Genomic DNA, 20,138 nt, shown 5'->3' on the forward strand with positions numbered 1-20,138 from the left:
GCGTGTTCTCGTCTTACGCATCAGGTTTCGCGGCTCACGATGCATTGCTGTGGATAGTGCTGCTGAAAGTAGTGGCGTAAAAACTCTACCGTGGCCCGGATTTTCGCCGAGGTCGCCAGCCGCGACACATACACCGCCCAGATATTGGCCGGTTGAGAGTATTCCGGCAGCAGATGCACCAGGTGGCCGCTGGCGATGTTGTCACGGACATCCCACCACGAGCGTAGCGAGATCCCCTGCCCGTCCAGACACCACTGATGCACGATCTCCCCGTGATTAGAGGAGAGCGGACCGGTCACCTTAATGGCCTGCTCCCCCTCTTTTCCGTGAAGCTGCCAGACGCCAAACGGCCGATCGCGCTCTTTAATCACCAGACAGGGCAAGGTCGCCAGATCGCTAAGCTGCCTGGGCTGCGGATAGCGGGCCAGAAACGCCGGCGAAGCGCAGAGAATCCGCTGATTGGTCGCCAGTTTACGGGCAATCAGATTGGGGGCGATATCGTCACCCACGCGAATATCGAGATCGACGCCTTCGTTCACCAAATCTACCAGCCGGTCTGCAACATCAAACCGCAGCTCCAGCTGCGGATACTGACGAGCCAGCGCCGACAGCGCCGGTGCCACCACCCGGCGCCCAAAGCCAAAGCTGCTGATAATCCGCAGCGTCCCCTGCGGCACCTGACGCACATCGGACAGCTCATCCATCATCTGGTCGACGTCCTGCAAAATGCGCTGCGCCCATTCGTAGATGCGCTCGCCCTCTTCGGTAATCGTGACCCGCCGGGTGGTGCGGTGCAGCAGCAGCACATTCAGCGTCTGCTCAAGCAACGCAATGCGCTTGCTGACAAACGCGGGCGAAACGCCCAGCTCTTCGGCGGCTGAGGCAAAACCGGCGCGGCGGGCAACCAGCATAAACACGCGTAAATCATTTAGCAGCGGCAGATTATTCATGAACTGTGTTTTATGTTTCACCAGTTAGCGTGATTAATTATGAACCAGTCAATTATAGGATAGAAAGGAAGTCAATTTTCATCGCTGATAAGTGAGAACCGGTATGAAGAAAACCTGTCATATTGCCGCCATCCCAGGGGACGGTATTGGTAAAGAAGTTCTGCCTGAAGGTATTCGCGTATTACACGCCGCGGCGGAACGCTGGGATTTGTCATTAAGCTTTGAACAGATTGAATGGGCCAGCTGCGACTATTACGCCCGCCACGGCAAAATGATGCCGGACGACTGGCATGAGCAGCTGAAGACCTTTGATGCTATCTATTTCGGCGCCGTCGGCTGGCCAGAAACCGTCGCGGATCACGTCTCACTGTGGGGCTCGCTGCTCAAGTTTCGCCGCGAGTTCGATCAGTACGTCAACCTGCGCCCGGTGCGCCTGTTTCCCGGCGTTCCCTGCCCGCTGGCGGGTAAAAAAGCCGGCGATATTGATTTCTACGTGGTGCGGGAGAATACCGAAGGGGAATACTCCTCGCTCGGTGGACGCGTGAACCCCGGGACCGAACATGAGATGGTGATTCAGGAGTCGGTATTCACCCGCCGCGGCGTAGACCGGATCCTGCGCTACGCCTTTGAGCTGGCGCAAAGCCGCCCGCGTAAGACCCTGACCTCCGCCACCAAATCCAACGGGCTGGCCATCAGCATGCCCTTCTGGGATGAGCGCGTAGAAGCCATGGCCCGGGAGTACCCTGACATCCGCTGGGATAAACAGCATATCGATATCCTGTGCGCCCGCTTCGTCCTCCAGCCGGAACGCTTCGACGTGGTCGTCGGCTCAAATCTGTTCGGCGATATCCTCTCCGATCTTGGCCCGGCCTGTACCGGCACTATCGGCATCGCCCCGTCGGCGAACCTGAATCCGCAGCGCACCTTCCCGTCGCTGTTCGAGCCGGTGCACGGCTCGGCGCCGGATATTTATGGCCAAAACATCGCCAACCCAATAGCCACTATCTGGGCCGGCGCCATGATGCTGGATTTCCTCGGCGCCGGCGACGCGCGCTATCAGGCGGCGCATGACGGTATTTTACTGGCCATTGAGCAGGTTATCGCCAGCGGGCCGAAAACGCCGGATATGAAGGGGAATGCCTCGACCCGGCAGGTCAGCGACGCCATTTGCCAGGCGATTTTGCGCTAACCCGCCTCCCCGGCGCCGTGCCGCCGGAGGAACTACAGCTCCAGCTCGCGCTGCAATAACCCGGCGATGGCCTCGCTGCTGTCGGCGGTGACCAGCGCGTGACGAAACGCCTCATGCATAATGCGCCGCGCCAGGCGAGAGAAGATGCGCATATGCTGATCCCCGGCGGCATGTTTGTTCAGCGTCAGCATAATCACAAATTGCGCTTCGTCATCTCCCCACGCCACCGGCCGGGCCAGGCGAGCCACGCTGATGGTCGACTGCTCAATATGCTCCGACTTGCTGTGCGGGATGGCAAAGCTGAAGCCCAGCCCGGTGGAAAATACCGCTTCGCGCGCCCAGAGATCGGCCTCCAGCTTACGCGGGTAGCGGCACCGCCCCGCCAGCAGCAGATTGTCGGTCATGCCTTTCAGCACCTCTTCTTTACTGCGCCAGTCGCTGTTTAAGGTAATGCACTGCGTGGTAATCAGCGGCGCGTCCTGCTGAGCCATGCGGAACTGGGCTAATAAGTGTTCCACCTCCAGCGAGGTGCGACACTGCATGGCCTGGTTCAACAGCTGGCGACAGGCCCGGCTATCCAGCCGGGCCAGACGCGCTTTCGTCGCCGGTATTGCCGGCGCGCTCATGCTCAGTTCATCCAGCCCAAGCCCCACCAGCAGCGGCAGCACCGAACCTTTCGCCCCCAGTTCTCCACACAGGCCAATCCATTTCCCCTGGCGATGTACCGCCTGCACGGCGTAGTCCAGCGCGCGCAAAAAAGCCGGGTTGAGGCTGTTGTAGTGGCGCGTGACCTTACTGTTATCACGATCCACCGCCAGCAGATACTGCGTCAGGTCATTGCTGCCGATACTGAAGAAATCGATCTCTTCACAGCACTGGTCGATGATAAACATCACCGATGGCACTTCCAGCATGATGCCAAACGGGATCTTCTCATCGAACGGAATATGTTCATCGCGCAGGGATTGCCTGGCTTCGGCCAGCTGATCTTTCACCCACAGAATCTCTTCCATCGAGGAGATCATCGGAATCATAATTTTCAACGAGCCGTGCGCCGAGGCGCGCAGAATCGCCCTGAGCTGCGTGCGGAACAGCGTCTGGTACTCTTCGTAAATTCGCACCGCGCGATAGCCAAGGAAGGGGTTGTTTTCCGCCGGGATATTGAGATAGGCCACCGGCTTATCGCCGCCGATATCCATGGTGCGAATGATAATGCTGCGGCCGTTCGCCGGTTCCAGCGCCTGGCAAAAAATATTATAAAGTTCATCTTCGGACGGCGCGCCGGGCCGGTCCATATACAGCATTTCGGTACGGAACAGGCCCACCGCCTGCGCGCCGTTGCCAAACGCCGCGGCGGCTTCAACGGAGTGGGCAATATTGGCCGCCACCTCCAGACGCAGGCCATCTTTTGTGACCCCGTCTTTATCAAACCACGCCTGCTGTTGGCGACGTAACTGCGCCGCGGTCCAGGCCTCCTGTTGGTAGTAGCGTTCCACCGCCTCATCCGGGTTAACCACCACCAGCCCGGCATTGCCGTCGATAAATAGCGATTGCCCTACCCACGGCAGCAGCGCCGCCATCTCCACGCCGACCAGAGTCGGAATATTAAACGAACGCGCCAGAATCACGGTATGCGAAGTGGTCCCGCCGCCGCTCAGCAGCAGGCCTTGCAGCAGCGTTTTATCCAGCTCAAGAAACTGGCTGGGCGTTAACTCATCGGCAAGACAAATCGCCGGGACGGTCAGCTTACCCGGTGCCGGGAAGCGGGACTCACCGTAGATGTGCTGCAGAAGCTGGAAACAGACATCGCGTACGTCCAGCACCCGCTCCTGTAAATAGCGGTTGCCGGAGTCGTGGAACTGAGCGCAGAAGTGCTCGCCGCTGGCGACGATCGCCTGAGCACAGCTCAGGCCGGTCAGCAGCCCGCCCAGCAGATGCTGGCGTAGAGAAGCATCCGTCGCCAGCGAACGATGCGCCTCCAGAATGGCGCCGGCGGTTCCGTCGTTATCCAGCAGCCGCAGCTCGATATTTTTAACCAGCAGCAGCAATCCTTGATCCAGCAGCGCCTGCTCGTGCTCAATACTCCCGGCAGCAGGCAGCGGGCCCGGGTTGCGCAGATCGAAAGATTTCAGCCGGGTGAGCGTGCCCCCGGCGCTCCCGGCACACACCGGCCGGCCGTGAAACAAAACAGGATTCAGTCGGGACAGCGATTGCGGAACCGGCTGTACCTCTATACTTTCCGCCGCCGGCAACGGCGTATCGCAGTGCGGAAATTCATCCTGAATAAATGCCGACAGCGCAGCAAGCGCCCGCTGCTCATCCTCACCGCTGATCGTTAACTGACACTCGTCGCCCCGTATCGTGTTGGTTGCAATAATGGCCAGTGCGCTTTTCGCATTGCCGCGCAGGTCGCTGCGCGTATTCCACCAGTCAACAGAAGACGAAAAGGTATTGCATAGCGTTTCCACCAGACTGGCGGGACGGGCGTGGACGCCATTTGGCAAATCACAACGGAATTTAATGACCTGGGCCATTGGCTTTCTCCTGAGCAAGACATCATTGCCTCAACGGTAAAGAAAGCGCGCGGCAGGGACTACGCGAGAAAAGAGTGAATTACTGGAAAATTGTACACAGAGATCTTTTTTCTGCTCCGCCTCACAATTCTCTCTTTTTGTCGCAACATGACCCTATAGCACTTAAGATTTGAGGTGGATCGCAATTTCACGCGCACCTTACAAATATCCAGTAAATGCACTTTTTCTCTACTGTTTTCTCCCCCGCCATTTTCCTACTGTTGAAGCAACAATACTGTCACGAGCGCAAGCGCGCTCAGGAGCAAGCAATGAACGAACTGGTGCAAATACTAAAAAATACACGCCAGCATCTCATGACCGGCGTCTCACATATGATTCCCTTTGTGGTCTCCGGAGGGATCCTCCTCGCCGTCTCGGTCATGCTGTACGGCAAGGGCGCCGTGCCCGATGGCGCAACGGATCCCAACCTGAAAAAACTGTTTGATATTGGCGTCGCCGGACTGACCCTGATGGTGCCTTTTCTGGCGGCCTATATCGGCTACTCCATTTCTGACCGCGCGGCGCTGGCCCCGTGCGCCATTGGCGCGTGGGTCGGCAACAGTTTTGGCGCCGGCTTTTTCGGCGCCCTGATCGCCGGGATGATCGGCGGCCTGGTGGTTTACTACCTGAAGAAAATCCCTGTCCACAAAGTGCTGCGCTCCGTGATGCCCATTTTTGTTATCCCCATTATCGGCACCTTTATTACGGCCGGGATCATGATGTGGGGGCTGGGTGAACCTATTGGCGCGCTCACCGCCAGTCTGACAACCTGGCTACAGGGCATGCGCGAGGGCAGTATCGTGCTCCTCGCCATCATCATGGGGCTGATGCTGGCTTTCGACATGGGTGGCCCGGTCAATAAAGTGGCCTACGCCTTCATGCTGATCTGCGTCTCCCAGGGGGTTTATAGCGTGGTGGCTATCGCCGCCGTCGGGATCGCCATTCCGCCGCTGGGCATGGGGCTGGCGACGCTGATGGGGCGCAAATACTTCACGCCAGAGGAGCGCGAAACGGGCAAAGCCGCCCTGGTCATGGGCTGCGTTGGCGTGTCGGAAGGCGCAATCCCCTTCGCGGCCGCCGACCCGCTACGCGTCATCCCGTCCATCATGATTGGCGCCGCAAGCGGCTGCGCGACGACCGCTCTGCTCGGCGTTCAGTGCTACGCCGGCTGGGGTGGACTGATTGTCCTGCCGGTGGTTGAGGGTAAAGGCGGGTTCATTATCGGCCTGCTGGTCGGGGCATTTGTCAGCGCCGCCTGCGTCATCGTACTTAAAGCCCTCACGAAGAAGAAAGCGTCAGCAGCCAAAGCCGATGACGAACTGGATCTTGATTTCGAAATTAACTGAAACCGCAGAAGGAAGAGTTTATGACCAGGATTATCGCCGTTACCGCCTGCCCGTCCGGAGTCGCACACACCTACATGGCAGCGGAGTCGCTGGAGAGCGCCGCCAGAGCCAAAGGCTGGCAGGTCAAGGTGGAGACTCAGGGCTCCATCGGTATTGAGAATGAGCTGTCGGCAGACGATGTCGCCAGCGCCGATATCGTGATTCTGACCAAAGATATCGGCATCAAGAGTGAAGAGCGTTTTGCCGGTAAAACCATCGTTCGCGTCAATATCAGCGATGCCGTGAAGCGGGCTGACGCCATTATGAACAAAATCGACAGCCATCTTTCGCAGAAAGCCTGAATACCGTCACGCGCAGCGACGCTGCGCAAGACTCAGCGCCTCGCTCCACGAGCGTCATCGTGACCGGCAGTCCGTGCGCGAACCGCGTCGCGAATTGCCTCAATCCGCGCGTGGAGAGGGCGTTCACATGGAGTTTGTCATGACCAATCGTACCCAACGCTTAATAGCAAGCCTGTTCGCTCACCCCCGGGAAATCTCGCTCGAACGCGCCCTGCTCTATACCGAAAGCCACAAACGCACCGAGGGTGAGCCGACGATGATTCGTCGGGCGAAGGCCACCGCCTGGATCCTTGACCATGTACAGATTTCGATTCGTGATGATGAACTGATTGCCGGCAACCGGACAATCAAACCGCGCGCCGGCATCGTCTCCCCCGAGATGGACCCCTACTGGTTACTTAACGAGCTGGATCGGTTCCCGGTCCGTCCGCAGGATCGCTTCGCTATCAGCGACGAAGACAAGCGCATCTACCGTGAAGCGCTGTTCCCGTACTGGGAAAAACGCTCGATGAAAGATGTCATTAACGCACAGATGACCGACGAGGTGAAAGCGGCGGTACGCACGCAGATTTTCAGCATCAACCAGACCGACAAGGGCCAGGGACACATCATTATTGATTATCCCCGTCTGCTGAATAAAGGACTGGCGGCGCTGACGGTGGAAATGAAAACCCTGGCCCGGCAGCATCCGGAGAACGATTTTTATCAGGCGGTGCTGATTTTACTGGCGGCCTCGCAGCGCCACATTTTGCGTTACGCCACCCTCGCCGCTGACATGGCCCGCCGCTGCAACGATCCGCAGCGACGCCAGGAGCTGGAGGCGATTGCCGCTCATTCGCGTCATAACGCCGAGCATCGCCCGGAGGATTTCTGGCAGGCCTGCCAGCTGTTCTGGTACATGAACATCATTCTGCAGTACGAGTCCAACGCCAGTTCGATTTCGCTTGGCCGTTTTGACCAGTATATGCTGCCGTTTTATCAGGCGTCGTTAACCCGCGGCGAGGATCCCGCGTTCCTGAAAACGCTGCTGGAATCGCTGTGGGTCAAGTGCAACGATATCGTCCTGCTGCGCTCATCCAGCAGCGCCCGCTACTTTGCCGGCTTCCCGACGGGCTATACCGCCTTGCTCGGCGGCCTGAGCGAGACCGGGCGCAGCGCGGTAAACGTGCTCTCCTTTCTCGCGCTGGATGCCTATCAGAACGTCCGTCTACCGCAGCCCAATCTCGGGGTGCGGGTCAACGAACTGATCGACCGCCCGTTCCTGCACAAAACGGCGGAAACCATCCGCTTAGGCACCGGGATCCCGCAAATTTTCAACGACGAAGTGGTGGTTCCGGCCTTTCTCAACCGCGGCGTCTCGCTGGAGGATGCGCGAGATTATGCCGTCGTGGGCTGCGTCGAACTCTCCATCCCCGGCCGTACCTATGGGCTGCACGATATTGCGATGTTCAACCTGCTGAAGGTGATGGAAATCGTGATGCTGGAGAACGAAGGTAACCCCGATATCAGCTGGGACGGGCTGATTCAGCAGATCCGCGAGAAGACCCGCTACTACATCAAGCTGATGGTCGAAGGCAGCAACATTTGCGACCTCGGCCATCGGGATCAGGCGCCGGTTCCCCTGCTCTCCTCGTTTATTCAGGATTGTGCGTTGCACGGAAAGGACATCACCGAAGGCGGCGCGCGCTACAACTTCTCCGGCGTGCAGGGGATTGGTATCGCCAATCTCAGCGACTCCCTGCATGCGCTCAAGGGGATGGTCTTCGACCAGCAGCGCATGAGCTACGACGAGCTGATTCAGGTCCTCAAGGCTAATTTCCAGACGCCGGAAGGCGAGAAAATCCGCGCCCGCCTGGTTCACCGCTTTGAAAAATATGGCAACGATATCGATGAGGTGGACAATATCAGCGCCGACCTGCTGCGCTTTTACTGTAAAGAGGTTGAGCAGTACCGCAACCCGCGCGGCGGGCATTTCACCCCCGGTTCGTATACCGTCTCGGCACACGTCCCGCTCGGCTCAGTGGTCGGCGCAACCCCGGATGGCCGCCTGGCCGGCGAGCAGTTAGCCGATGGCGGTCTGTCGCCGATGGTCGGCCAGGATTCTCAGGGGCCAACGGCGGTCCTGAAATCGGTCAGCAAGCTGGATAACTACCTGCTCTCCAATGGCACGCTGCTGAACGTTAAGTTCACCCCGGCGACCCTGAGCGGAGAGAGCGGGCTCAACAAGCTGGCCGATTTCTTACAGGCTTTCACCAGCCTGAAGCTACAGCATATCCAGTTTAACGTGGTCAACGCACAGACGCTGCGGGAAGCGCAGCAGCGCCCTCAGGATTTCGCCGGCCTGGTGGTACGCGTCGCCGGCTACAGCGCCTTCTTTGTGGAGTTATCGAAGGAGATCCAGGATGACATTATCCACCGCACTACGCATCAACTGTGACGTTATCGAGACGCGCGCCGACCGGGCGCGCATTTTCAATCTCCAGCGCTACTCGCTCAACGATGGCCAGGGGATCAGAACCGTCGTCTTTTTTAAAGGTTGCCCACACACCTGCCCGTGGTGTGCCAACCCGGAATCCCTCTCGCCCAAAATTGAAACCGTGCGCCGGGAAAGCCGCTGTCTCCACTGCGCACACTGCCAGCGGGACGTCGAAGAGTGCCCTTCCGGTGCATGGGAGCAGATTGGCCGCGATGTCACTCAGGAAGCATTGCTCAAAGAGGTGCTGAAAGATGAGATCTTTTTTCGCGCCTCGGGCGGCGGCGTCACACTATCGGGCGGAGAGGTGTTAATGCAGGCCGGGTTTGCCACCCGCTTCTTACGCGCGTTGCGCCAGTGGGGGATCCACACGGCGATAGAAACGGCGGGCGACGCCGCCTTCAGCCGCGTCTACCCTCTTGCCCAGGCGTGCGACGAAGTGCTGTTTGATCTGAAAATCATGGATCCCGGGCAGGCCAGAGAGCAGCTCGCAATGGATCTCCCCCGGGTGCTGGAAAATTTCCGCCGGCTGGTGGAAAATGGCGTTCACGTCATTCCCAGAGTGCCGCTCATTCCCGGCTTTACCCTGTGTGAAAAGAACTTCAGCCAGATTCTCTCCTTCCTGGCGCCGTTTGCCCTGTCTGACATTCACCTGCTGCCGTTTCACCAATATGGCGAGCCGAAATACTCGCTGTTGGGCAAGAGATGGGCGATGGCAAAGGTCGGTGCGCCATCGGCAGCAGAAATGAACCGATTCACTCTCATGGCTGAACAAGCTGGTTTTCGCGTAACTGTCGGTGGCTAATGCCCGGAGGATGCTATGGTTCTCAAGATCGTTGCGGTCACGGCCTGTGTGAGCGGCGTGGCCCATACCTATATGGCGGCGGAACGTTTACAAAAAGTCGGCCACCACGAAAAGTGGCAGATTAAAATCGAAACCCAGGGCGCGCTGGGGATTGAGAATAAAATTACCCCCGACGATATTGCCCAGGCCGATGTCGTCCTGCTGGTCACGGATATTGAAATCGACGACGCCAGGCGCTTTTGCGGTCAGCGCACGATTAAAACCAGCATCAAAACGTTTTTACTCCAGCCGCAGCACATCGCTGAAGCGGTAAAAAGCATCATGAAAAAGCCGATCGTTTATTTAGATATCCCCTGAGAGCGGCCTGCTCATTCCACTGCCTCCCTGGGAAGACGAACCTCTAGCGTCTGCCGGGTTGTCGCCCGGGAGCCTCTCCCCGGTGGCGCTACGCTTACCGGGGCTACAGCCGGTGCCACACCGTAGCCCGGACAAGGGATTTACCCCGCCGCCCGGGAGCCTCTCCCCGGTGGCGCTACGCTTACCGGGGCTACAGCCGGTGCCACACCGTAGCCCGGACTAGAAATTTGCCCCGCTGCCCCGGAGCCTCTCCCCGCTGGCGCTGTGCTTACCGGGGCGACAGCCGGTGCCACACCGTAGCCCGGACAAGGGATTTACCCCGCCGCCCGGGAGCCTCTCTCCGCTGGCGCTACGCTTACCGGGGCGACAGCCGGTGCACACCGTAGCCCGGACAAGGGATTTACCCCGCCGCCAGGGAATCTCTCCCCGGTGGCGCTACGCTTACCGGGGCTACAGCCGGTGCACACCGTAGCCCGGACAAGGGATTTACCCCGCCGCCCAGGACGCAACCGTTTCGTAGGCCAGGTAAGGCGTAGCCGCCACCTGGCAAAAAACGGACACCACGGCGCACCGGGTTACTCCACATCCAGCAGCCATTTTTGCGCCGGCGTCAGGCGGCTGGCGGTTTCCGGCTTTAACCAGAGCCGCTGGTCCTGCTGCGCGCTGTCCTGGCGGTCAATGTATAAACCGTGCAGCACCCGTCTTCTGCTGCCGGTGATATTGCAGGTTCCGCCGTGCCAGGTATGCGCGTTATAAATCATCACGCTCCCCGCCGGGGCGGCAAACACCACCTCATCCGGGTGCGGCAGTTCAGGGTCGCTCAGGACCTCTTCGGGCAGTTCCGGGCGCAGATGCGTACCGGGAATAATTCGCGGGGCGCCATTCTCGGCGCTCAAATCATCGATTGCCCAAATGGTATTGACCAGATGCACTTTGGGAAAATCGGGACGCGGTTTTTTCCAGTCGGCATGTAGAGGCTGGTGGCCGCCGTTAACCAGCGCCTCGCGCGCATTCAGGCTGGACACTTTAAAGTCGCCCTGAAAAATATAGCGGCAGGCCGACAGCACCAGCGGATGGGACCACACCTTCTCCCAAATCACCCCTTTATTCACCAGATTGGCAATACGCGTCGCGGTCGCCTCCTGATGGTGTTCCATGGCCAGGTTATCTCCCTCGCTCTCGACAAGCGCATCGATAAGCTCGCGCATCGCCGCCAGCCATGCCGGGTCGGCCAGATGATGCACCACGGTGTAGCCAAGCGTATCCAGCTCCTGTTTCATTTTGGCGGATAAGGCGATGTTGGCGCCGAGGGCATCCAGATAGACAGCAGATTGATGTTCCATATTTCCTTTCCTTAACCTTTCGATAACACGAAATAAACTCTAATCGTCGGCCAGGGGAAAAACATGAGGCGATTCCTACGAAAAACTGGACATCCGTACGCGGGGAGACAAAGTGTGATGATCATCAAACTCTGAGCTGCGGGCGGCCGCAGGCCGGCTCCGGGCGCTCAATCGGGCGATCTAAAAGAGATCTGCGGGTATTAAATAGATTATATTCAACAGGATAATAGTTCGCTCTCGGGGTGAAGGGATGATTGAAGATCTGCCGGGTATTTTAAATCGTCTGGTCAATCAGAAGGACAGGCTGCTGGTCAGGTTCCCGGAACCGGATATTTCTGTCCCGGAACTGGCCTATCAGGTCGCGTTTCCGCGTCTGGAAATTGTGCTGGAGGGGGAGCTGCGGGAGAACGGTTTACCCTTGTCCGATATGGTGCTGTCAACATCACAGGTGCTTTATGTTCAGGCGGGAAAATGGACCTGTCCGCAGTGGACCGGTCAGGCATCGACCTTAAGTATTTTATTTGGCAGGCAAAAGCTGGGGTTTTGCATCCAGCACTGGGACGGTAAACGGCTGCGAACGGAGAAACAGAGCGTCGCTCGCCTGGGACCGCGCGTGGGCTCTTATCTGCTGCTGGCGCTGAACGAAATATGTCTGCAGCCAGACCCGGTCACCGCCCGGCTGGTGGTGTCGGCGCTGCTGAGCCACTGCCTTGAACAGCTGGTCGGCCTGGAGATGCGGGTCAGCCGTAGCCGCGACCTGTTTATGGCGGTACAGGATTATCTGGAGGAGAATCTCAGCCAGCCGTTAACCCGCGAATCGGTGGCGAAACGTTTTCATATCACCCCCAACTACCTGTCGCACATTTTTCAGAAGTCGGGTTCCGTCGGCTTTAACGAATACCTGACCCGCGTCCGGCTCGAGCAGGCCAAAAAGCTGCTGCGGGGTTACGATTTAAAAGTCAAAGAGATTGCCCATAACTGCGGTTTTGTCGACAGTAACTATTTTTGCCGGGTGTTTAAACGCTATACCGAACGCTCCCCTTCTGAATATCGCCGCCATTGTCGCAGCGCGCAGCAGGGATAGCGGCGGCCTCAGGATGTGGCCCACTCGACGCGTCCACGGCCGTTATGTTTCGCCTGGTAGAGCGCTTCATCCACCTTCTTAATAAACGCATCCTGCGCTTCACCTTTTTCACGCATGCCGACGCCAATGCTGACCGACAGCGGATAATCATGATTAATCAGAATGGAGCGGACATTCTCCAGAATGGACTGCGCCAGGTTGCGCACCTCTTCGGCCGGCATCCCGTCAACAATAATGGCAAACTCTTCGCCGCCAATCCGGGCCGGCAGAATTTTATCGCTGGTTAATTTTGCCAGCTGTTTACCCAACGCAAATAGCACCTCATCGCCCACCAGATGGCCGTAGGTATCATTGATGTTCTTGAAAAAATCAATATCCAGAATCATCAGCGCCAGCTGGTGGCCCTGTTTTTCCCGGATGGTATCAATGAAAAAACGCCGGTTAGGCAGTTGAGTAAGCTCGTCTTTTAACGATTGAGAACGCGCGTCGACGTACAGCACGTTAATACGCTCGATAATTTTGTAGATACCGATGGTCGTCAACAGCATGCCGGAAAGACGGAGCAGATCTTCGCAGTAATAGCCCATCCATTTCGGCTGGACAAATATTTCGTCCATTACATCAAAGGTACAGCCGGCTATCCAGAGCAACAGCCCGTAGCGCACCCAGTTTACCGCGACATAACTCATTCTGACTTTTGCCGAAATCCATAACATAAACACCAGGAACAATAAGGCTAACAGATCAATATACAGCCCGGCGTTGGCGAAGATAACGTCCCAGGGACCTAATGGTTTCGAAATCACAATACACAATGCGGAAACGGCGATAATTATCAGTAATGCGGAGAAAAGATTCATCCCGGAACGGGAGGACTGCGTCTGTATATTAATACTCTGTTCTGAATTCAGCATCGGCATGTCTCTCGTCAGCAGCATATCTTTTCACAAGTAGCATAACAGTCGGGGAATTTTCAGCGAATAAAAATGATGATTATCTGAGGGTTAAAGGCGTCATCGATGCTTAACAAGAAGAGCAGACTGACCCCGCGGAATGATTCCAACTGACTACCAATCCATGGCGACGAGGTCAGTGCCGCGGATGGTATAGAGTTCATCATCCGCATATTTAGCACTTTGTGCTACTTTCGGGTAAAAATAGCCCGTCACTTCGGTCAATCAGCCGCCGATCAGCGGCCCTCAGCGCGGCGCCGGCGCAGAAGAAGCCGCTAGTGCGACCGCGCGGGACGGCTTATGCGTTTTCGGCCAGCGCCCGCGTCGCGCGGCGAAACGCCGCAATAGCCAACGCCACATCCTGGCAGGTAACGGATTCCGCCGGGTGGTGGCTGACGCCGCCTTTGCAGCGCACAAACAGCATGCCTACCGGCCAACGTTCGGCGATGGCGATCGCATCGTGCCCGGCGCCGCTCGGCAGGGACAGCGAGCGCCCCTGAACCTCGGTGACGGCTTGCGTCAACACCGCCTGTAGCCGCCGATCGCAGGCGGTCGCGGCGATGTGGTAGAACGCTTCGGCGGCAAAGCGCAGATGGCGACGGGCGGCTATCGCCTGCGCGGCATCCAGCAGCGTGGTGAGCAGCGCGTCGAGCGGACCATCCTGCGGGCCGCGAATATCCAGAGTCAGCGCCACCTCGCCGGGAATGACGTTAACCGCGCCCGGGGCGCAGCGCAGCGTCCCCACCGTAGCCACCAGGTTTCCCCCGTGCTGCCGGGTTGTCGTCTCAATGAGGACCATCCATTCGGCGGCGGCGGCCAGCGCATCCCGACGCTGGCTCATCGGTACCGTTCCGGCGTGGCCCGCTTCGCCGGTAAAACGGCAGTTCAGGCGGCGGGCGCCGTTGATGGCCTCCACCACGCCGAGCGCCAGCTCCGCTTGCTCAAGGCACGGCCCCTGCTCAATGTGCAGCTCGAGATAGCCGGCGATATCCGCCGTCGGACGCGCCGCCAGGCCGACTCGCGCAGGATCAAGTCCGGCCTGCGCCATCGCCTGCGCCACGCTGATCCCCTGAGCATCGGTCTGCGCCAGCCAGCTCTCCGGCCAGCTTCCCGTCAGGCCGCGACTGCCCAGCAACGTGATGCCAAAACGGGTCCCTTCTTCATCGCAGAAACCGACAATCTCTATCGCTTTCGCCAGGCGAAGCCCCTGCCGATGCAGGTTTTCCACCACGTCAATCGCCGTAAGCACTCCCAGCATGCCGTCATAGCGCCCGGCATTGCGTACCGTATCCAGATGAGATCCCAGCAGAATTGCCGGCGCCCCCTCCTGCTCGCCTTCATAACGCCCGCAAATGTTCCCGACGCTATCCTGCCAGACGGTCATTCCCGCCTGCGTCATCCAGCGCGCCACCTGCTGATTGGCCTGCAAATGCTGCGGCGAGAGATACACCCGGGTCAGCCCTTCTGCCGTTTCGCTGATCGCGGCCAGCTCATCGGCGCGGGCCATCACCCGCTCCGCGGCCGCCATCATCTCCGCCTGCTGGCGTGTTGATTGATTCATCGCGCACTCTCGCTGCAATAGTGATCCCACGCCGCCTGCATCGCCGCTCCCTGGGTGGTAGAGAATTTCAGGTAATTCAGTACTGACTCCAGAGCGCTGAGCGTGGTCAGCACGCAATCTTTCCGCGCGTTATAGCCCATGGTGCCGATACGCCACACTTTGCCATGCAGCGGGCCAAAGGAGGTGCCGATCTCAATGCCGAAATCTTCCAGCATTAGCTTCCGTACCTGGTCACCGTTGATGCCCTGCGGAATCACCACTCCGAGCACATTGTTCATCTTATGTTTCAGGTCGCCAAAGGTCTCCAGCCCCATCGCCTGAATGCCTTTGAGCAGCGCATCGCCATGCAGCTTATGTCGGGCGATCCCCCGATCCAGCCCCTCCTGCAGGATCAGTCGCGCGCATTCGCGAGCGCCAAACAGCGCCGATGTGGCCTCGGTGTGGTGATTCAGGCGCTCCGGCCCCCAGTAGTCCATCACCATGCCGAGGTCGAAGTAGTTGGAGTAAACCATCTCATCCACGCCATCAAGATGGGCGTCGGTACGAATGCCCTCCTCCACGCATTTGCGGCGGCGAATCACCTCCTCCATGCGCGCGCTGAGGGTAATCGGCGAGGTACCGGACGGGCCGCCGAGGCATTTCTGCATCCCTGCGGATACCGCATCCAGCCCCCAGGCATCGGTCTCCAGGGCATTGCCGGCCAGCGAGGCGGTAGCGTCGGTGTAAAACAGCACCTCGTGACGGCGACAGATATCGCCCAGCTCCGCCAGCGGCTGGAGCATGGTGGTCGAGGTGTCGCCCTGCACCGTCAGCAGCAGGCGCGGACGCACGCGTTTGATGGCGTCTTCAACCCGATCGGGGGTGAAGACTTCGCCCCACGGTACCTCGATAGTGTGAACCTCGGCGCGACAGCGGCGGGCGATTTCGCACAGCAGATGGCCGAAGCGGCCAAATACCGGCACCAGCACCTTATCGCCAGGGCGAATAGCCGACACCAGAATCGCTTCGATTCCCGCGCGCGAGGTGCCGTCCACCAGCATCGTCCAGCGATTTTCGGTACGGAACACCCCGCGGTACAGCGCCATAACCTCATTCATATAGTGGGTCATCGCCGGATCGTACTGACCAATCAGCTGGCTCGACATGGCGCGCAGCACGCGCGGGTCGGCGTTAATCGGCCCCGGCCCCATTAGCAGGCGCGGCGGCGGGTTGAGTTGCGAAAATTGAGCGATATCCATTTTAGAGTCCTTTGATTAATTCAGGCCGCGAACGGAGGAGATAAACTGCTTCAGTTCATGGGTCTGCGGGTTGGCAAACAGCGTTTTACTGTCACCCTGCTCCCAGACCCGTCCCTGATGCATAAACACCACCCGATCGCCCACTTCACGGGCAAAATTCATTTCATGGGTGACGAGAATCAGCGTCATTCCCTCGGCAGCCAGCTGCTCGAGAACCTTGAGCACTTCGCCCACCAGTTCCGGATCCAGCGCCGAGGTAATCTCGTCACACAGTAACACTTTTGGCGACATCGCCAGCGCGCGGGCAATCGCCACCCGCTGCTGCTGGCCGCCGGAGAGGCTCGAGGGATAATAGTCCAGCCGATCGCCAAGGCCGACCTTCTCCAGCATCCGCTGCGCCAGCTCACGACATTCGGCGGCGCTTTTTTTCAGCACCCGTCGCGGCGCCAGCATCACGTTCTCCAGCGCGGTCATGTGCGGAAACAGGTTAAAATTCTGGAACACCATCCCGACGGAACGGCTGATCTCGCGGGCCTGCGAATCGCGGTCGGTAATGGTCATGCCGCCCAGCTTAATGCTGCCGTCCTGATACCCTTCCAGCCCGTTAATACAGCGCAGCAGCGTGCTTTTCCCCGAGCCGCTACGGCCAATAATCGAAATGACCTCGCCCATCTCGATGTCCAGATCGACACCTTTGAGCACGTGGTTGTCGCCGTAGTACTTCTGCATCTGATTAATGGTGATGAGAGGCATTGAATTTATTCTCCAGATAGCGGCTGTAGCGGGACAGCGGGTAGCACAGAATGAAGTAGCCCAGCGCCACCAGCGCAAAGACTTTAAACGGCTGATAGGTCACGTTGGTCAGCATCGTGCCAGCTTTGGTCAGTTCGACGAAGCCAATAATCGACGCCAGCGCGGTGCCTTTCACCACCTGCACCGCAAACCCTACGGTGGGCGCAATGGCGATACGCAGCGCCTGCGGCGCAATGACGCGAAACAAGGTCTGGGCGAAACTGAGGCCCAGACAGCGCGAAGCTTCCCACTGCCCTTTCGGCAACGCGCGAATGCTGCCGAACCAGATATCGAGTAAAAAGGCGCTGGTGTAGAAGGTCAGCGCCAGCGACGCGGCGGTCCACGGCGAGACGTCAATGCCGAACAGCGCCACGCCGAAGAAGGCCAGAAACAGCTGCATCAGCAGCGGCGTCCCCTGAAACAGCTCGATATAGCCGCGAATCAGGCGCTTAACCTGGCGTCCGCCGGTGAGGCGCAGCAGCAGCAGCGGCAACGTCACCAGCGCGCCGCCGATAAACGCCACCAGCGACAACAGCACCGTCCAGCGGCCGGCCAGCAGCAGATTGCGAATAATATCCCAGTCAGTAAAGGTGACCATCATGCCTGCACCCCCAGCCATTTTCGCCCTGCCGCCATCAGCAGCTGACGCATGGTTATCGAAAGCACTAAGTAGATCCCCGTCGTCACCAGATAGACCTCAAAGCTCAGAAACGTCCGCGACTGGATCAGGTTGGCGGCAAAGGTCAGCTCTTCATAAGAGACCTGCGACACCACCGACGATCCCAGCATCACGATAATGCACTGACTGACCAGCGCCGGGTAAATCCGCTGCAGCGCCGGCGGCAACACCACCCGAATAAAAGTCTGCGTGCGGCTCAGCCCCAGCACACGCCCGGCCTCCCACTGGCCTTTTGGCGTCACCTGGATCCCGGCGCGAACGATCTCGGTGCTGTAGGCGCCAAGGTTGACCACCATCGCCAGCAGCGCGGCTTCGCCTGCCGTCATCTTCAGCCCGAGGTTAGGCAGACCGAAGACGATAAAGAACAGCTGAACCACAAACGGCGTATTGCGGATAAGCTCCACGTAGCCGCCCCACAAACGGCTGAACCAGGATGGCCGCCCGCTACGAATAGCGGCGCCGAAGATGCCGATAGCCAGGCCGCCGACCGTCGCCAGTACCGTCAGCTGAACCGTCACCCACAGTCCCGCCAGCAGCTCCGGCCAGTGCGGCCAGAGCGCAGAAAAATGAAGTTGTTCCGTCATTCACTGACCTTATGCGGAAAAGTCGGCGGGCAACGGCGCTTTCAGCCACTGCTGAGACAAATTGTTCAGGGTACCGTCTTTAATTCCCTGCTCGATCAGCGCATCGACTTTCGTTTTCAGCGCCGGCTCATTCTTTTTCAGACCAATCACGCACGGCGAATCTTTCAGCATAAAGCTCGGCACCGGCGCTTTAGCCGGGTTTTGCCGGGAAATCGCCGCCACCACCAGGTTACCGGTCGCCACGTACTGCACCTGGCCTGACAGATAAGCCGACAGCGTGGTGTTGTTGTCTTCATAGCGTTTAATCTGCGCCTCTTTCGGCGCAATGCTGGTCAGCACCATATCTTCCACCGCGCCACGGGTAACGCCGACGGTTTTGCCGCCGAGCGCCGCCGCATCCTTCAGCTCTTCCCCTTTCGGGCCGAATACGCCAAGGAAGAACGGCGCATACGGGCGGCTGAAATCAATCACCTTCTCGCGCTCCGCATTTTTGCCGAGGCTGGAGATAACCAGATCCACTTTATCGGTTTGCAGATAAGGCACCCGGTTGGCGCTGGTCACCGGCACCAGCTGCAGCTTGAGCTTCATCTGACTGGCAAGATAACGCGCCATATCGATGTCATAGCCCTGCGGCTGGAGATCGGTCCCCACCGAACCAAACGGCGGGAAATCCTGCGGAACCGCAATGCGAATCACGCCGCGCTTTTCGATATCCTGCAGCTGGTCGGCTTTCGCCGCTGTGATTTGCGTGAACAGACAAGCGGCCCCGGCCAGTGCGATCAGCAGTTTTTTCATGATGTTTACCCGTTACGTTAGTATGAAACAAAAGATTCTTTAAATAAACTTCTGCAACTAATGTGCCAGATACAAAAAATGGGAGGGTCACGGCGCAAAGCGCGAGAAAAGAGAGAAGAAACAGGAGATAGCGGAAAACAGCGGGGAAACGGAGTTCATTCCCCCACTATTTTATTGCACCATAAAAGAGCAAAGCACCAGCCTGAGGCCCCATTATCGTTGCTCAAGCTCGTCCAGCTGCTGATAAAGGGTGGCGATATCGTGGATGCGCGGGCGGCCTTTATCGAGAATTTCGTGCAGGAACGCATTCGCCAGCAGGTTGATCAAGCTGTTTACCGAACTGTAGCTGTCATAGGCCGAGACGCTATCCAGGGGAGCACACAGCTGCCAGCGGGACAGCGGAAACAGGCTGTATGCCTGCGGTTCACAGATCAGCAGTACCGGAATACCGCGCTGCTGGAGCTGTTGCAACAGCGGGCGAATAATGCGCGGACGGCGGCGAAAGGCCATGACCACCACCAGATCGTCCGCCGTCAGATCCACCAGTTCCTCGCTTAAGCTCTGTCCCGGCTGCGGCAGCACCTGCACCTGCCCGCGCGCCTGCAGCAGCTGCTGGCGCAGGTGCAGCGCCACCGGCCAGGAGTTGCGCATTCCGATGATCGCAATGCGCCGGGCGTTGACCATCCCGCTAATCGCCTCGGCAAACTGCTGCGCATCGAGGGCATTGACCCACTGCGTCAGATTCGCCATTTCCTGCTTATAGTGCCGCGCCAGCAGCGTGTTCCCCTGCACCGCATCGCGATGATCGGTCAGCGGCATTCCGCTCTGGCGTAACGTGCGCAGCTCATCGCGCATATCCTTATATTTTTCGTAGCCCAGCCGCTTAAACAGACGGCTCACCGTGGCTTTTGACACCCCGCTCAGCTGCGCCAGCTCAGCGCTGTTATAGCTAATCAGGTCGTCGAAGTGATCGAAAATAAAATCCGCCACCCGCTGTTCCTGAGGCGACAATGAGGCATATTGCCCTTTCAAGCGTTCATCCAGTTGTTCCATACAGCCTCTGTAACTTTTGTTT

19 protein-coding genes are annotated in these 20,138 nt (G+C 58.6%); 8 read left to right on the forward strand and 11 right to left on the reverse strand.

From position 1 onward, the window contains the following. Positions 1-20 precede the first annotated feature (20 nt). The gene (locus tag BV390_RS17640; protein WP_162180108.1) at positions 21-971 is read right to left on the reverse strand and encodes a LysR substrate-binding domain-containing protein; all 951 of its coding nucleotides are present in this window, start codon (positions 969-971) and stop codon (positions 21-23) included. Positions 972-1,053: 82 nt separating this feature from the next. Between BV390_RS17640 and BV390_RS17645 the strand changes: the two genes are divergently transcribed. Beyond that, the gene (locus tag BV390_RS17645) at positions 1,054-2,139 is read left to right on the forward strand and encodes a tartrate dehydrogenase (RefSeq protein ID WP_085397157.1); all 1,086 of its coding nucleotides are present in this window, start codon (positions 1,054-1,056) and stop codon (positions 2,137-2,139) included. Between the two features lie 32 nt (positions 2,140-2,171). Here BV390_RS17645 and ptsP read toward each other — a convergent pair whose 3' ends face one another. Next, a complete protein-coding gene (gene ptsP, locus BV390_RS17650) occupies positions 2,172-4,673 on the reverse strand; it encodes a phosphoenolpyruvate--protein phosphotransferase (protein ID WP_085397158.1) in 2,502 nt (833 codons plus the stop codon). A gap of 308 nt (positions 4,674-4,981) precedes the next feature. Here ptsP and BV390_RS17655 point away from each other — a divergent pair, with 308 nt between their 5' ends. The 6 genes from BV390_RS17655 to BV390_RS31180 all read left to right on the forward strand — a co-directional run bounded on the left by BV390_RS17655 (position 4,982) and on the right by BV390_RS31180 (position 10,257). Beyond that, positions 4,982-6,058, forward strand: coding sequence for a PTS fructose transporter subunit EIIC (locus BV390_RS17655; protein WP_032695703.1), 1,077 nt, complete (start codon positions 4,982-4,984; stop codon positions 6,056-6,058). Positions 6,059-6,078: 20 nt separating this feature from the next. After that, on the forward strand, positions 6,079-6,399 hold the full coding sequence (locus BV390_RS17660; protein ID WP_032688436.1) for a PTS fructose-like transporter subunit IIB: 321 nt from the start codon (positions 6,079-6,081) through the stop codon (positions 6,397-6,399). A gap of 139 nt (positions 6,400-6,538) precedes the next feature. Then, the gene (locus BV390_RS17665; RefSeq protein WP_032700341.1) at positions 6,539-8,836 is read left to right on the forward strand and encodes a formate C-acetyltransferase; all 2,298 of its coding nucleotides are present in this window, start codon (positions 6,539-6,541) and stop codon (positions 8,834-8,836) included. Continuing rightward, positions 8,802-9,677: a [formate-C-acetyltransferase]-activating enzyme gene (locus BV390_RS17670; protein WP_085397159.1), complete on the forward strand. Its 876-nt coding sequence runs from the start codon at positions 8,802-8,804 to the stop codon at positions 9,675-9,677. Before BV390_RS17665 ends, BV390_RS17670 begins: the two co-directional genes overlap by 35 nt. A gap of 15 nt (positions 9,678-9,692) precedes the next feature. Further along, the gene (locus BV390_RS17675) at positions 9,693-10,034 is read left to right on the forward strand and encodes a PTS fructose-like transporter subunit IIB (protein WP_032688439.1); all 342 of its coding nucleotides are present in this window, start codon (positions 9,693-9,695) and stop codon (positions 10,032-10,034) included. An 82-nt stretch (positions 10,035-10,116) separates the two neighbouring features. Further along, on the forward strand, positions 10,117-10,257 hold the full coding sequence (locus BV390_RS31180) for a hypothetical protein (RefSeq protein WP_168185423.1): 141 nt from the start codon (positions 10,117-10,119) through the stop codon (positions 10,255-10,257). 352 nt (positions 10,258-10,609) lie between these two features. On the opposite strand, the gene BV390_RS17680 is transcribed toward BV390_RS31180, so the two are convergent. Further along, positions 10,610-11,377 (reverse strand): phytanoyl-CoA dioxygenase family protein, encoded by a 768-nt coding sequence (locus BV390_RS17680; RefSeq protein ID WP_032688440.1) that lies wholly within the window; start codon positions 11,375-11,377, stop codon positions 10,610-10,612. A gap of 250 nt (positions 11,378-11,627) precedes the next feature. Here BV390_RS17680 and BV390_RS17685 point away from each other — a divergent pair, with 250 nt between their 5' ends. Then, positions 11,628-12,461, forward strand: coding sequence for an AraC family transcriptional regulator (locus BV390_RS17685; RefSeq protein WP_032688441.1), 834 nt, complete (start codon positions 11,628-11,630; stop codon positions 12,459-12,461). Between the two features lie 8 nt (positions 12,462-12,469). Here the strand turns inward: BV390_RS17685 and BV390_RS17690 are convergent, their stop codons facing one another. From BV390_RS17690 to hpxU, 8 genes are all read right to left on the reverse strand, one after another. After that, a complete protein-coding gene (locus BV390_RS17690; protein ID WP_032688616.1) occupies positions 12,470-13,375 on the reverse strand; it encodes a GGDEF domain-containing protein in 906 nt (301 codons plus the stop codon). Between the two features lie 337 nt (positions 13,376-13,712). Further along, positions 13,713-14,975 (reverse strand): allantoate amidohydrolase, encoded by a 1,263-nt coding sequence (hpxK, locus tag BV390_RS17695; RefSeq protein WP_032688442.1) that lies wholly within the window; start codon positions 14,973-14,975, stop codon positions 13,713-13,715. Continuing rightward, entirely contained in the window at positions 14,972-16,213 is a 1,242-nt protein-coding gene (locus BV390_RS17700; RefSeq protein WP_032695698.1) for a pyridoxal-phosphate-dependent aminotransferase family protein, read from the reverse strand. Before BV390_RS17700 ends, hpxK begins: the two co-directional genes overlap by 4 nt. A gap of 15 nt (positions 16,214-16,228) precedes the next feature. Continuing rightward, the gene (locus BV390_RS17705) at positions 16,229-16,966 is read right to left on the reverse strand and encodes an amino acid ABC transporter ATP-binding protein (RefSeq protein WP_032688443.1); all 738 of its coding nucleotides are present in this window, start codon (positions 16,964-16,966) and stop codon (positions 16,229-16,231) included. Continuing rightward, positions 16,947-17,603, reverse strand: a complete 657-nt coding sequence (locus BV390_RS17710) for an amino acid ABC transporter permease (RefSeq protein ID WP_032688617.1) — start codon at positions 17,601-17,603, stop codon at positions 16,947-16,949. The genes BV390_RS17705 and BV390_RS17710 overlap by 20 nt, the downstream gene beginning before the upstream one ends. Continuing rightward, positions 17,603-18,268, reverse strand: coding sequence for an amino acid ABC transporter permease (locus tag BV390_RS17715; protein ID WP_032688444.1), 666 nt, complete (start codon positions 18,266-18,268; stop codon positions 17,603-17,605). Before BV390_RS17715 ends, BV390_RS17710 begins: the two co-directional genes overlap by 1 nt. A gap of 9 nt (positions 18,269-18,277) precedes the next feature. Beyond that, complete coding sequence (locus BV390_RS17720; RefSeq protein ID WP_032695697.1) at positions 18,278-19,063, reverse strand: transporter substrate-binding domain-containing protein; 786 nt, start codon at positions 19,061-19,063, stop codon at positions 18,278-18,280. Between the two features lie 213 nt (positions 19,064-19,276). Next, positions 19,277-20,116: a MurR/RpiR family transcriptional regulator HpxU gene (gene hpxU, locus BV390_RS17725; protein WP_032688446.1), complete on the reverse strand. Its 840-nt coding sequence runs from the start codon at positions 20,114-20,116 to the stop codon at positions 19,277-19,279. Between the last annotated feature and the right edge of the window lie 22 nt (positions 20,117-20,138).

It is taken from the genome of Klebsiella sp. YJ, from assembly GCF_002108615.1.
GTDB classification, from domain to species: Bacteria; Pseudomonadota; Gammaproteobacteria; order Enterobacterales; family Enterobacteriaceae; genus Klebsiella; species Klebsiella planticola.